Below are 14,012 nucleotides of genomic sequence, written 5' to 3'. Positions count from 1 at the left end.
AAAAATGTTTTCACATAAAAATGCTGCCGAAATTAACTATTCTAGTCGATAAAACAGGTAAATTTTTGCATTGATTTAACAATTTTTAACGGCTTAAGGGCTTTAACATAAAGGATTTTAATTTATTGGAAAGTAAAAACCCATAAGCAGAAAGGTGAAATCTGCTTATGGGTTACATTTAGCATGTTTTTTGCCTATCCTGCAGCAAAAGGAGTAAATCTTACAATCAGATCATTATATTGTTTTTCGAGGTTTTTACTCAGGCTTGCCTGTTTAAATGCATTGGTCAGTTTGACCATCTGGCCTAAATAACCAAGGTATAAACGCACATCCTGTTCTGATGATAACTGGTTTTTGCTTTCCGAAACATCAGCAAGATGGGTGAGTTCTTTTCCGACATAATCGGCCGTTTTTTTGATCATAGCATTCGCACGGTTTAAATCATTTAACCGATACAGGTTTTCGGTAAAATAATACGTGCTCATTACCTGGCGCCTGCTGTAAAATTTAGCCGGAATTACTTCAAAGTATTTATTTACCGCTTTTTTGCTTTCGACAATTTTACCCTCATTAATTAGTCCGGTTAATAAACCATTAAACATGTTAGATATCATGGCTACATCATCGGCAGATTGTCTGTCTAAATGATTGGCATATTTAATGTTGCCGAAGCCATACACATTCATCAGGTTGTTGTACATCGGTTTCAGGTTTACACGATCAAAATCCTGTGTAATGGCCGTATCAGGTTTTAACGGAAGTAATCTTTTGTTTAAACCTTCGGAATAAAGGTACTTGTTAAGCCCTAAATATTGCTCGTCTGGCATGGCGCCGCTAAAATAAATCGGCCGTTCCCAGTTATTGTGCGTTAAAATATCAAACAGAGCTAAAGTACCTTTGGTTACAAAATTCGAATTATAAGTCCATTCCATACTGCTTGCTATTTTTCCGGCATCTTCCTTTGGAACGGTTCCGGTATCCAGTACCTGTTGTGGGCTTACTGCCAGTTTTAGGTTCTTTGTAGGTAATACATTGTATTTAGAGCCATCTGTCATGGTTACCTTATCCTCGTCATGATCGGACAGCAACACATCTAAAATTTCCTGTAACTCAATGTGCTGTGCAATCTTATAATTCTGGTAATACATGATATCCCTCGTGCCTTCAACGTATTGCTCATGTTTGAGGGTGATCGGTAAAGGGGCAGATTCATTTTGTTTTTTTCGCATACCGTCAATATACCAGTCGGCAGTAAATAAGCTTAAATTCACCACCCGCACATCCGGACGGATATTTTCTACTTCCTGTGCATACCAAACCGGATAGGTGTCATTATCGCCATAGGTAAACAAGATGGCATTAGGTGCGCAGGATTTTAGGTAGTTGACAGACATGTCTCTAGCCATGTGACTGTCAGAACGATCGTGGTCGTCCCAGCCCTGGTTGGCCATAATGATCGGGGCGCCAAATAAAGCTATAACCGTAGCAAAAATACTGGCACGCAAGGGCGTTAGTTTTTGTGAAAACCAATCCTTTAATCCCAGTACCCCTAAACCGATCCAGATGGTAAAAGCATAAAACGAACCTACATAAGCATAATCCCTTTCGCGGGGTTCAACAGGAACAGAATTTAAGTAAACCACTATGGCCACCCCGGTAAATACAAAAAGTAAACCGATAACACCTGCATCTTTTTGGTTGCGCTTAAAATGCCAAACGGCGCCAATTAAGCCGATAATTAAGGGCAGAAAGAAAAATCTATTATATGCTTTGTTCTCTACAATGGATGGTGGAAGGTTTTTTTGATTGCCCAGCCTGATCGCATCCAAAGGTTTTACACCACTGAGCCAATTACCGTCTTTCCCGCCGAGTTGTCCATCTTCATTATCCTGTCTGCCTACAAAATTCCACATGAAATAGCGCATGTACATTTGTCCGGTCTGGAAAGAAAACATATATTTCAAATTATCCAATAGGGTAGGTTTATGTTCGTCGTCAAAACCCATGTAGCTTTTGTAAAAATTAACATGTTCAGGTTTGTCGCTATACATGCGTGGCAGTAAAGTTTTATCGGCAAAAACATATTCCGATTTTGTGCCTGCTGGTTCGTATTTTTTATCGCCTTTACGGATAATCTTGCCTGTTTCTTTAATTCCGATTTTTTCTGAATTGTAGTTTTCGCCATAAAGCAAGGGTCTGTCGCCGTATTGGTCGCGACTCACATATCTTGAAAACGAGAATACGTTATCTACATTATAGTTGTTTAAATTTGGTTTAGCCTGTGCCCTGATGATGAGAAGCGCAAAAGAGCTATACCCAAAAAGTAGCAAGACGGTAAACAACATCACCAGGTTCAAGACCCTTTTATTTTTAAGGATGGAATAGCGGATACCGTAAACCAGTCCTCCGATTAGGAACACTGCAAAAAACAATATCCCTGTTCCAAAGCCTAAACCCAGGGTGTTTACAAAAAAGTAATCGAAGCTTGCGGCAAAAGATATTACATATTGGATGATTCCAAATTGTACCGCCGCCAATACAGCTATTGAAACAAGAAATACCTTTAAAATACCTTTCCAGTTGGGTGATTGATTCTTTTTGAAATAATAAACAAATATTAATGCGGGAATGGTTAGCAGGTTTAAAATGTGTACCCCGATTGATATCCCCATTATGTAAGCTACAAAAAGTAACCAACGGTCTGATTTTGGTTCATCAGCCTGTGATTCCCATTTTAATATACCCCAGAATACAATGGCGCTACAGAGCGATGACATAGCGTAAACTTCAGCCTCTACAGCTGAAAACCAGAAACTGTCAGAAAAAGCATAGGCCAAAGCGCCAACAAAACCGGCCCCCATTATGCCGATTATTTTTTGACTGCTGATTTCTTCGCCTTTTTTAATGACTGTTTTCCTGGCCAGTGCAGTAATGGTCCAGAACAGAAATAGAATAGTGCCAGCACTTGCAAGCGCAGAAGATATATTAATGAAATAGGCAACCTTGGTTTTATCGCCAAAAGCGAATATCGAAAATAACTTTTGGATCATGGAGACTATTGGAGCGCCTGGCTGGTGAACTACTTCCATCCGGAAGGCAGAAGAAATGAATTCGCCACAGTCCCAGAAACTTACAGATTGATCTAAGGTTAAAATGTACGTGAAAGCGGCAATAACAAAACAGAGCCAGCCTCCAATGGTGTTGATCCTTGAGTAATTCATAGTTTAATTTTAGTCTTTGATAATAAATGATTTAAGTGGTTCGTATTAAAAAAAGTCACATAAAAAAAGAAAATGTTGCATGCTATATGATGATTTTTTTATCTTTGCATCGCAAACAGGAACAGCGGGAAAGAAATTAAAAATATTTTAAAATCACTCTTGCATATTTAAAATAAGGTTCCTACATTTGCATTCCCTTTCAAAGAGGATATCTTTGATAAAGCTTGTCCGATAGTATAAGGGTAGTACAACGGTTTTTGGTACCGTTTGTCTTGGTTCGAATCCAGGTCGGACAACTAAAATTTAATAACGGATCATGTTTTAAATAGGCATGATCCGATTTTTTTTAACCGTAACTACACGAACCCATGCCATTGCAGTTTAACCCGGTAAAGCTTTTTTCCGGAACAGGTTCTAAAGGATTATCACTTAAAATTGCCGAGCATTACGGCAAGCCACTTGGTAGCGTAACCATTCACAAATTCAGTGATGGAGAATTTCAGCCTTCTTTTGATGAGTCAATCCGGGGTAGTGATGTTTTTCTAATCCAGTCAACTTATCAGCCCAGCGATAATTTAATGGAACTTTTGCTTATGGTTGATGCTGCTAAAAGGGCATCTGCACATTATATTACAGCAGTTGTTCCTTATTATGGTTTAGCCCGTCAGGATAGAAAAGACAAGCCACGTGTAGCAATCGGTGCCAAATTGGTGGCCAACTTATTGAAATCAGCAGGTATTCACCGCATCATGACGATGGATTTACATGCTGCACAGATACAGGGTTTCTTTGATATTCCGGTTGATCACCTCGATGGATCGGTAATCTTTGTACCTTATATCAAAAGTTTAGGTTTAAAAAACTTAACCATTGCATCGCCGGATATGGGCGGTTCATACAGGGCACGTACTTTTGCCAAGTTTTTTAATGCTGAGGTAATTATTTGCGATAAGCGCCGTAAACGTGCCAATGAAATCGAATCGATGTCGATTATTGGGGATGTAACCGGACAGGACGTGGTACTGATCGATGATATTTGCGATACTGCCGGAACTTTATCGAAAGCTGCTGCTTTGATTATGGAAAACGGCGCAGCAAGTGTGAGGGCAGTTTGTACACATGCTGTATTATCTGGCAAAGCCGTTGAAACGGTAGAGAATTCGGTATTAACCGAACTGATCGTTACAGATACGATCCCGCTGAAAAGGGAAAGTTCGAAAATCAGGGTGCTAAGCACAGCCAGTTTATTTGCAAGGGCAATTGCTAATGTAAACGAACATGGTTCAATTAGTGACCTGTTTAGAGTTTAATTAAGGTTGAAGGTAAAAGGTTGAAGGCTTAAGGTCTGGATACTTGATACTTAATACTTACTACTAATAAATAAATAAATATAAAAATGAAAACAATCGCAATTAGCGGTTCTCCAAGAGAGAACGTAGGGAAACGCGATGCCAAGGAACTTCGTTACGAAGGTAAAGTTCCGGCGGTATTGTATGGTGGAAAAGAGCAACAACACTTAGCTGTGGTTATTGCTGATTTAAGAGATGTTATTTATACCCCGGAAGTAAACTTTGTTGAAATCGATGTTAACGGTGCCAAAACCAAAGCTATCGTAAAAGATACTCAGTTCCACCCACTTACCGATGTATTATTGCACATCGATTTTCTTCAGTTATTTGACGATAAAGAAATCGTTATGGAGATCCCGGTTAAATTAACAGGAACTTCTCCAGGTGTTAAAATGGGGGGTAAGTTAATCCAGAAATTACGTAAACTACGTGTTAAAGCTTTACCAGCTAACATGCCGCAAAACGTAGAAGTAAGCTTAGAGAAATTAGAAGTAGGTAGTTTATTCCGTGTTCGTGACCTTCAAGGTGACAAATATGTAATCACTAACACTCCTGAAGATACAATCGTTTCTGTTGCAATGTCTAGAGCATTAAAACAAGCAGAAACTGAAGCTGCAAAAGGTAAAAAATAATCAGTATTCTTAGGATTTCCTGATTTCAAGATTAGCGTTTCGATTTAGGTCGGAACGCTTTTTTTATTGATATGAGGTTAGTTCTGCCATATCTTTATTGCTAACTGCCCTGCTCTTCATCAAGAGGTTGTTTGGAAATTAGTGGTTTAGCCTTCCGACTTCAGGCTCCTGACTTCGGACTTTTTTTTATCTTTGCTTCCATGAAATATCTTATAGTTGGCTTAGGAAATATCGGACCGGAGTATGCGCACACCAGGCATAATATTGGCTTTGATATCGCCGATGAATTGGTTAAAGGCTTAGGTGGTAGTTTCGACAATATCCGTTTGGCCTATTATGCTGAGGTTGGTTTTAAAGGTAAAAAACTGCATGTAATTAAACCGACCACCTTTATGAACCTGAGCGGTAAAGCCGTGAACTACTGGATGAAGGAATTAAAAATAGCACCGGAAAATGTGCTGGTTGTTGTCGATGATCTTGCGTTACCGCTTGGAAAGCTCCGGTTGAAACTACAGGGTTCCAGCGCCGGTCATAATGGATTAAAAAGCATAGAAGAAGTTTGCGGTGGACAAAATTATGCGCGTCTACGCTTCGGCATCGGAAACGATTATCCGAAAGGCAGGCAAATAGATTTCGTTTTGGGTTTGTTTGATAAAAATGAACAGTTAGAACTTCCTGCATTAATTGATAAAAGTGTAGAGTTGATTAAAAGCTTCGTTACCATTGGACCTGCCCATACCATGACAGCTTTTAATAAATAGATAGTTAATGGGCTAACTGTCCATACTGTCATCTTAAGCGCAACGAAGGATCTTTTGTAATTTAAATCTCAAAGGAGTGTAGTCCAAAAAAGGTCATTTGAAGAGCAATTACAGTAGCTCTTTTAAGGTTCGTCCTGCTTTCCATTTCAAGTCCTCGCTGCGCTGTGGGCTTTCCATTTCAATCAGGTCTAAAATGTCAGTGTCTATGCTGTTGTTAAAGGGTTGAATAGCATAGTCTGCTAATACACCGTTATTTATCAGAATCTTTCAAAACCCAAATCGTCTTACTGTATTTGCCATCTAAGCCCGATTGCAGTAGTTCCGATGCTTTTGATAAATTACCATATCAGATTAATCACGCATCGGATTAACGGAGAGCGGGACTGCTGGAAACCAAACGCATCTGTACCTGATTTCCAAAAAAAGAAGTGAGTTCTTACGCTGTTTGGTGAGCCACTAAACATGGAATGAGGGTAGCTTTTTTGAAGAGCAATTGCAGAACTTCTTTTAAGGTTCGTCCTGCTTTTTATTTCAAGTCATCGCTGCGCTGTGGGCTTTCCATTTCAATCAGGTCTAAAATGGCAGTGTCTATGCTGTTATTAAAGGGTTGAATAGCATAGTCCGCTAATATGCCGTTATTTGTCAGAATGTTTCAAAACCCAATTCGTCTTACTGTATTTGCCCCCTAAAGCTAAGGGATTGCAGTGGTTCTGATGCTTTTCTAAAATTTACCATATCAGATTAATCACGCATCGGATTAACGGAGAGCGGGACTGCAGCAACCTAAACGCATCTGTACCTGATTTCCAGAAAAAGAAAGAAGAAATTTTTTATGCAGTTTGGTGAGGCACAAAACATGGAATGGGTTTGTCATTTTTAATACAACTGAACGATGTATTAGCTCCTGTTATAGATTTCTCCATTTCGTTGCACTTCAGTCGAAATGACGGAATTATTTTAAAAGCTGCTAAACAAAAAAAGACCATCTTTCGATGGTCTTTCCGCTAAGTATGTTTAGTTTTGTTTATTTAACTTTTTCCTGAGCTCTTGCAATGTAAGCATCAATTAATTGTGCTTCTGCGCTCTCCGGATATTGCGTTTTTATTTTGGTATAAGCTTCAACCGCACCTTTAAAATCATTTTGGCTTTCATTAACCAATCCTAGCTTCTTTAAAAACATAGGTGAGGTAAATTTACTGGCTTTATCAGCCGCTTTTTTATAATAGGTGGTCGCTTGTTTGTAGTCTTTCAATTCGCTGTAGGCATCACCCAATAAACCTAAAGCCAATGGATCTGCAACCGGGCTGCCGGTAGCGCTGTATTTGCTTAATGCCTCTATTGCTTGTTTATATTCGCCTTTACGTAAGTAAATACCACCTAAATAAAGGTTAGCTAAGTTTGCCGATTTGGTGTTATCATATTCTTTAGCAATCTGCTCAAAACCCGGGTAGCCACCTTCGCCTTTAACTGCTCTGTTGGATAATGAATCTACACCAACAAACTGCTCTGCTTTATACATTTTGCTGGCGGCTTCCTCAGCACGGCCTTTTAAATACACGCCTTGATACCAAAGATATATTAAAACTAATAAAACTACAGCACCTGCGATAAACAGTAAGCTCTTATTATTCTCTTGTAAAAATGAACCTTTTTTAGTTGGTTGAATTGTCTGGTTATCTGTTGTAGACATGTTTGTTTAAAAAATTTAAGATTGCAAAAATACATTTTTCAATCAAAGTATCAACCTTTATTTTGAAGTATTTAATTAAACATTAGTTAATTAGGCGTTCAGATCGTAAAATCATCAGGGTCATTAGCGTAACAAGCTAATCAGTGTATTAAACCAGGTTTGGTTATCGCTAAAAATTCCGGTATGGTTAATGACCAGGTACACGGTTTGGCTTTCAGAATTGCTCAACATCGACCTGATTCTGATCGGCTGCCAGAATGCACCAAAGTTTTTGGCTGATGAAGCTGGGAATAAATCGTCAAATCCCATATAAACCTCTTCAATGTGTGATAATGGTAGTTCCAATTGTTCGTCCCCGGTAATGAAAATACCATTGGAGGCTAGTAAAATGTCGCCCTCGTGATTATGGACAGGTTTTAAAAATGAAAATAACTCAGCTATTTTTTTTACCCAGTTCGAATTTTTATTGCTGTTCAGTTCATGATCATAAGACCATAGAACATTTCCTTCCAGCATTTTTTGTGCAACCATTGATTCCTCCTTGCGATGAAAGTACAATTTTTTTAAATCTTATTAACGTTTATTTTAAACAATGGGTTTTAAGAAGTTAAAAAAGGGTAAATTTGTGACATATTTATGTGGTTAAAAAACATTACCCTTTTAAATTTTAAGAATTATACAGATGCAGATCTCCATTTCTCGGAAACTGTAAACGTATTTACGGGTAATAACGGCGCTGGCAAAACGAATATGCTTGATGCGATTCACTACCTCTGTTTGTGTAAAAGTTACTTTAATCCCATCGATAGCCAGCAGATCAAAACCAATGAAGAGGTTTTTATGATCCAGGGCGATTTTGACCGCAATGAAAAAAATGAAAAAATTTCTTGTGGCGTAAAGCGAAACCAGAAAAAGCAATTTAAACGAAATAAGAAAGAATATGAGAAGTTGGCCGATCATATTGGCCTTTTTCCGGTGGTAATGGTTTCTCCCTATGATGTAAACCTGATTATGGAAGGCAGCGAGGAGCGGAGAAAGTTTATCGATAATGTGATTTCGCAAACCGATGCGCATTACCTGGATCAACTGATTACCTACAACCGCATCCTGTTGAACCGGAATGCTTTGCTAAAACAGATCGCCATTACCAGAAAATATGATCCTACGCTGCTCGAAATTTTAGATGAACAGCTAGTTATAGCCGGCAACAAAATATTTGCTGTCCGTAAAGCTTTTATGGATGAGTTTATTCCACTGTTTAATCAATACTATATCTATCTTACTGAAAACAAGGAAATTGTAGAGTTGAACTATCAATCGCAATTAAATGATGCATCTTTTGAAGAATTGTTAAAAAAGTCGGTAGAGAAAGATCGTATATTGGAGCGGACCACAACTGGTATCCACAAAGATGAATTGGCTTTTGTGATCAGCGGAATGCCTTTAAAAAAGTTTGGTTCGCAAGGGCAGCAAAAGTCTTTCTTAATAGCTTTAAAAATAGCACAATATGCTTATCTTTCTAAAAACAAGGGGTTTAAGCCTCTACTTCTCTTGGATGATATTTTTGATAAGCTCGATGATAACCGCGTTCAAAAACTCATGCAAATGGTTTCACACCATGATTTCGGACAGATATTTATTACAGATACCGGGAAAGAAAGAGTGAAATCCATTTTTGAAAAAATAGAAGTTGATGTAACTTTGTTCGAAGTAGATAACGGAACCATACAAAATGCGTAAACCCAACGATGTTACCTTAAAAGATGCGATCGGCAAAATGCTTGACGTATACCGTTTACGACGTAAGTTCGATGAAACCTCAATCTTATCCGTCTGGCCTGAGATTATGGGTACTGCAATTGCCAACAGAACCAAGCAGATTTACATTCATGATAAACGACTTTTTTTGAGGATAGAATCTTCCGTGATCAAAAACGAACTGATTATGGTAAGACAGGGGATTATCCAGAAACTGAATGAGCATGCCGGTAGCGAGGTGATTACCGAAATGGTATTTTTATAAGGGGTACAAAAGGGCAAAAGCTTAAAGTTTCTGCCCTTTATATTTTAATAGGACTGATCATCCCGACTAACGACTATAGACTTTGGACTCAGGACTAAACTAACTCCTGCCTCCGCCAAATATTTTGGCCAAAATCCAGATGACCAGCGCCACTACTACTACCACTACAATTACGCCTACCCAAACGCCGGCTTTAAATATACCTTCTACCAGTTCACAACTGCTTAAGGTGGTGCATAAAAATGCAATCAGTACTAAAGGGAATGCTTTTTTCATATTCATGTTAATTTGTAATAGCTAACATTGAATAGCGAAGAAAGTTTTAAAAATTCCTGGATTCTGTCTTGCTGAACTTGTCTCAGCATCTTTAGATAGGGTTAAATGTGGTGTCGGATGTTTCCATCTGGCACAATGGAAAAGTCATTTTGAAAATCATTCTTGTTTAAACAAACAGTTAGCTGGTAACAGCTGACTGCACAGTATGGCCTTAAATGTGATGTCGGATGTCTCCATCTGACACAATGGAAAAGTCCATTTTGAAAATCACGCTTGTTTAAACAAACAGTCAGCCGGTAACAGACTGCATAGTTCTTCAAAAAAAATCGTCATCTCAAACTGCCTATGTTTGCCTGAGATGACGATTTCTGGTAATTTCATTAGATGGTCTACCTCACATTTTCCATTTCATATACCATCTCACATTTCAATTTATTTCCCGTTAACCTTTAACAGTTCTACTTCAAAAATCAAAGTGCTGTAAGGAGGAATGTCTGCTCCTGCACCGCGTTCACCATAAGCCAGGTTGTACGGGATAAAGAATTTGTATTTTGAACCTGCGGGCATTAGTTGGACACCTTCTGTCCATCCCGGAATTACCCGGTTCAGCGGGAAAGAAATCGGCTCACCTCTATCGTAAGAGCTGTCAAATTGTTTTCCATTTAATAAAGTGCCTTTATAATGTACCAGTACCGAATCGGTTGCCTGTGGTTTAACGCCGGTACCGGCAGTTAAAACCTCATATTGTAAGCCGCTTGCAGTGGTTTGTACACCCGCACGTTTTTTGTTCTGTTCTAAGAAATCTTGTCCTTCTTTCATCATTGGTGCATATTTAATTTTGTTTGCGGCTTCTTCAGCCTTGTTTTTTATTGATGATGCCTTTGTTATCGCTTCACTTATACATTGTTGGGCCTGCTGTTGCGTTAACAAAACCTTATCGCCGGTAAATGAATCTTTCAGGCCTTTTAATAATACATCGTAATTTAAGGTAGAAAGGCCGGTTGTTTTTAAACTGGCTCCGATTGATGTGCCAAAAGCGTAACTGGTAGAGTCTAAGGCCGATTTTAAGCCACCCATTTTTAAAGTTGATGTTTTGGTTACTGCGGTCGTTTTTTTTACAGCTGGTTTTTTTGCTGTTGTTTTGGTTTGCGCATAAGATGCACCAGCGATACCAGATAAACATACCGCTAATAAAATTCGTTTCATTGTTTGTTTTATGTTGTAATTAATTCCAGCAGTTATAACTGATGGATCATATTTAAGGTCGAAAGATACAAAATAGATAAAACAATAAAACCCCGAATATTCGGGGTTTTATTGTAAATTTTTTGTGTTGGCAGTTAGAAACGTTCGTCTGCTTTGAAAAAGAAGTTACCTTCAATTTCTGCATTTTCATCAGAATCTGATCCGTGAACCGCATTTGCATCAATCGATTTTGCATATTTTTGACGGATTGTACCTTCAGCAGCTTCAGCTGGGTTAGTAGCACCGATCAATTTTCTGAAATCTTCAATTGCATTATCTTTTTCTAAAATAGCGGCAACAATTGGCCCTGAAGACATAAAGCTTACTAAATCTTTATAAAACGGGCGCTCAGCGTGAACAGCATAAAACTGACCAGCAGTTTCTGGTGTAAGTTTGGTATATTTTAATGCAATGATTTTGAAACCAGCATTAGTAATGTCGTTAATGATTGATCCAATATGGCCGTTTGCTACAGCATCAGGCTTAATCATGGTGAAAGTTCTGTTAGTACTCATTGTGTTTTGATATCAATTTTCTGCAAAAATACGTTTTAATTGACGAATAACCAATAAGCATATTTTTTCAGCAGAGATTAGAAGGTAAAATAGTTTAAAATAGCTTATAGGCTCATTTTATAGATGATCCGGCTAATAGTACTATAGATATACATGATCTCTTTTAAAACTATAATCCTGCTAATCCTAAAATCTTTAAATCCTAATCAAAATTTACTTAGCTTTGCAGCGCAAAAATATATGCTTACACTAACTGAATTAAAAACATTATTGGCTACGCCACAACGTATTGTGATCACTACGCATCACAAGCCTGATGGTGATGCGATGGGATCATCCCTGGGTTTGTATGGATATTTAATTCAGAAAGGCCACCATGTTAAGGTAATTACACCAACGGATTATCCTACTTTTTTGCATTGGATGCCAAATAACAGCGATGTAATTATTTTTACAGAAGCACAGGAAAAGGCTGCACAACTGGTGGATGAAGCCTCACTCATATTTTGCCTTGACTTTAATACCTTAAGCCGTATTAATGAATTAGGCGAATTAGTTAGGACCGCTGGTGCCAAAAAGATTATGATCGATCATCATCTTGAACCAGAAGATTTTGACGACTATCGCCATTGGGATATAAATGCCTGTGCTGCAGCACAATTGGTTTATGGTTTTATTGTGAACCAGTTGCAGGATGGTGAGCTGATCAACAAAGATGTAGCGTCTTGCCTGTATACAGGAATCATGACCGATTCAGGGTCGTTCCGCTTCTCATCAGCAACAGCTGAAGTATATCGCATTGCTGCAAATCTGATTGATCTGGGGGCTGACCAATCGAAAATACACGAATTGGTATACGATAACTCAAGCGAAAACCGACTGCGTTTTTTAGGCTATTGCCTGTCTAATAAACTGGAGGTTTTAAGAGATTACAACACCGCCCTTATTTCGGTTACTAAAGAAGAATTGGCACAATACCATAGCATTACCGGCGATACGGAAGGTGTGGTAAACTATGCACTTTCCATTAATGGCATCCGTTTGGCTGCGCTGATTATAGAGCGTACTGATAAAGTAAAATTATCGGTGAGGTCTACCGGCGATTTTCCGGCTAATGAAATCTGCAAGAAATATTTCAATGGCGGTGGGCACAGAAATGCGGCGGGTGGTGCATCAGAAAAACCGTTAGCTGATGTTGTAAACGAATTTAAATCAATACTAGCAGAATATAAAGAACAATTGATAGCTTAGAAAACAAGAAATTAAAACAATAAAAATTTTAAAAAGTCAAATTAATAAATGAAAAAGGGAATTATTATTCTAGCAGCAGCCACTTTAGGTTTAGCAGCATGTAAACAAGAGAAAAAGGGAGCTGGTGGCTTACTATATACCATTCACCACTCTGCAGGTAACGAAAAAATCAAAGAGGGTGATATCGTGAAAATGAATTTTATTCAAAAAAATGATAAAGATTCGGTTTTGGCAAACACCTTCGAAAGTGAAACACCTGCAGTTTTTCCTGCACAGAAAAAGATGTATGCTGGCGATATGAACGATGTGTTAACATTGTTTGGAGAAGGCGATAGTGCTACTTTTAAGGTAAACCTGGATACTATGGCATTTCATAGTAAACAACCTAAACCAGAGCAGTTCAAAAATGATAAATACATTACTTTCACGGTAAAAGTTGAAAAAGTAATTAAGAAAAAAGCTGGCGAAGCTGATTCTACCTTTAACAAACGGGCTCAAGAATTTTTCCAGGCCGATTATAAAGCAACTTCTGAAAAAAAGAAAGCCGCTGAGCCTGCTAAATTAAAAGCTTATTTAGAAGACACTAAACTGGCCACCAAAACAACTGCAAGTGGTTTACACTACATCATCGAAAAACCTGGAAGTGCAGAAAAACCAGCTTTAGGCGATACCGTATTGATTGAATATACCGGTAGGGTAACTAAAAAAGATAAAGATGGTAAATACAAAATCTTCGATACAAGTGATGAGAAACTGGCAAAAGCAGAAAACGAATTTAAACCAGGTAAACCTTATGGTCCTCAAAAAATGCCGGTTGGCGGTACAATCCCAGGATTTACTGAAGCTTTACAATTAATTGGTAAAGGTGGTAAAATAAAGGTGATTATCCCATCTAACTTAGGTTATGGCGAACAAGGAGCACCACAGGTTGGTATTATGCCTTTCAGCCCGATTGCCTTCGATCTTGAAATTAAAGATATCATCAAAGGAAAGCCAGCTGCAGCTACTTCAGCTCCGGTAACGGCCGCTCCGGTTAAAAAATAATATCT

13 protein-coding genes are annotated in these 14,012 nt (G+C 38.3%); 7 read left to right on the top strand and 6 right to left on the bottom strand.

What is annotated here, in order from left to right; all coding sequences use genetic code 11:
* Positions 1 to 194: 194 nt before the first annotated feature.
* Positions 195 to 3,221 carry a glycosyltransferase family 117 protein gene (locus tag DV942_RS10025; RefSeq protein WP_145857217.1) on the bottom strand — a complete coding sequence of 1,009 codons (3,027 nt, stop codon included), beginning with the start codon at positions 3,219 to 3,221 and terminating at the stop codon, positions 195 to 197.
* 368 nt (positions 3,222 to 3,589) lie between these two features.
* Between DV942_RS10025 and DV942_RS10015 the strand changes: the two genes are divergently transcribed.
* The 3 genes from DV942_RS10015 (at position 3,590) to pth (ending at position 5,963) form a co-directional block, all read left to right on the top strand.
* Positions 3,590 to 4,531 carry a ribose-phosphate pyrophosphokinase gene (locus DV942_RS10015; RefSeq protein ID WP_145857215.1) on the top strand — a complete coding sequence of 314 codons (942 nt, stop codon included), beginning with the start codon at positions 3,590 to 3,592 and terminating at the stop codon, positions 4,529 to 4,531.
* An 86-nt stretch (positions 4,532 to 4,617) separates the two neighbouring features.
* Positions 4,618 to 5,202 (top strand): 50S ribosomal protein L25/general stress protein Ctc, encoded by a 585-nt coding sequence (locus tag DV942_RS10010; RefSeq protein WP_090986510.1) that lies wholly within the window; start codon positions 4,618 to 4,620, stop codon positions 5,200 to 5,202.
* A gap of 200 nt (positions 5,203 to 5,402) precedes the next feature.
* Positions 5,403 to 5,963: an aminoacyl-tRNA hydrolase gene (gene pth / locus DV942_RS10005; protein ID WP_090986512.1), complete on the top strand. Its 561-nt coding sequence runs from the start codon at positions 5,403 to 5,405 to the stop codon at positions 5,961 to 5,963.
* A 1,024-nt stretch (positions 5,964 to 6,987) separates the two neighbouring features.
* Here the strand turns inward: pth and DV942_RS10000 are convergent.
* Positions 6,988 to 7,653 carry a tetratricopeptide repeat protein gene (locus tag DV942_RS10000; RefSeq protein ID WP_090988260.1) on the bottom strand — a complete coding sequence of 222 codons (666 nt, stop codon included), beginning with the start codon at positions 7,651 to 7,653 and terminating at the stop codon, positions 6,988 to 6,990.
* A 123-nt stretch (positions 7,654 to 7,776) separates the two neighbouring features.
* Entirely contained in the window at positions 7,777 to 8,184 is a 408-nt protein-coding gene (locus DV942_RS09995; RefSeq protein ID WP_145857213.1) for a hypothetical protein, read from the bottom strand.
* Between the two features lie 105 nt (positions 8,185 to 8,289).
* Here DV942_RS09995 and recF point away from each other — a divergent pair, with 105 nt between their 5' ends.
* On the top strand, positions 8,290 to 9,393 hold the full coding sequence (gene recF / locus DV942_RS09990; protein WP_145857211.1) for a DNA replication/repair protein RecF: 1,104 nt from the start codon (positions 8,290 to 8,292) through the stop codon (positions 9,391 to 9,393).
* Positions 9,386 to 9,676 carry a DUF721 domain-containing protein gene (locus tag DV942_RS09985; RefSeq protein WP_090988170.1) on the top strand — a complete coding sequence of 97 codons (291 nt, stop codon included), beginning with the start codon at positions 9,386 to 9,388 and terminating at the stop codon, positions 9,674 to 9,676. The genes recF and DV942_RS09985 overlap by 8 nt, the downstream gene beginning before the upstream one ends.
* A gap of 99 nt (positions 9,677 to 9,775) precedes the next feature.
* Here the strand turns inward: DV942_RS09985 and DV942_RS09980 are convergent, their stop codons facing one another.
* The 3 genes from DV942_RS09980 to DV942_RS09970 form a co-directional block, all read right to left on the bottom strand.
* Positions 9,776 to 9,952, bottom strand: a complete 177-nt coding sequence (locus tag DV942_RS09980; protein WP_244278902.1) for a hypothetical protein — start codon at positions 9,950 to 9,952, stop codon at positions 9,776 to 9,778.
* Positions 9,953 to 10,384: 432 nt separating this feature from the next.
* Entirely contained in the window at positions 10,385 to 11,158 is a 774-nt protein-coding gene (locus DV942_RS09975; protein WP_145857209.1) for an FKBP-type peptidyl-prolyl cis-trans isomerase, read from the bottom strand.
* A 134-nt stretch (positions 11,159 to 11,292) separates the two neighbouring features.
* On the bottom strand, positions 11,293 to 11,712 hold the full coding sequence (locus tag DV942_RS09970) for a nucleoside-diphosphate kinase (RefSeq protein WP_090988166.1): 420 nt from the start codon (positions 11,710 to 11,712) through the stop codon (positions 11,293 to 11,295).
* Positions 11,713 to 11,952: 240 nt separating this feature from the next.
* On the opposite strand from DV942_RS09970, the gene DV942_RS09965 reads away from it, so the two are divergent.
* Positions 11,953 to 12,963: a DHH family phosphoesterase gene (locus DV942_RS09965; RefSeq protein ID WP_145857207.1), complete on the top strand. Its 1,011-nt coding sequence runs from the start codon at positions 11,953 to 11,955 to the stop codon at positions 12,961 to 12,963.
* Between the two features lie 48 nt (positions 12,964 to 13,011).
* Positions 13,012 to 14,007 carry an FKBP-type peptidyl-prolyl cis-trans isomerase gene (locus DV942_RS09960; protein WP_145857205.1) on the top strand — a complete coding sequence of 332 codons (996 nt, stop codon included), beginning with the start codon at positions 13,012 to 13,014 and terminating at the stop codon, positions 14,005 to 14,007.
* Positions 14,008 to 14,012 lie beyond the last annotated feature (5 nt).

Origin of the sequence: Pedobacter suwonensis (assembly GCF_007833675.1) — a bacterium.
Lineage (GTDB): Bacteria > Bacteroidota > Bacteroidia > Sphingobacteriales > Sphingobacteriaceae > Pedobacter > Pedobacter suwonensis.
Note: the sequence above shows the minus strand (reverse complement) of the source record. Positions and strands in the feature narration are given on the sequence as shown.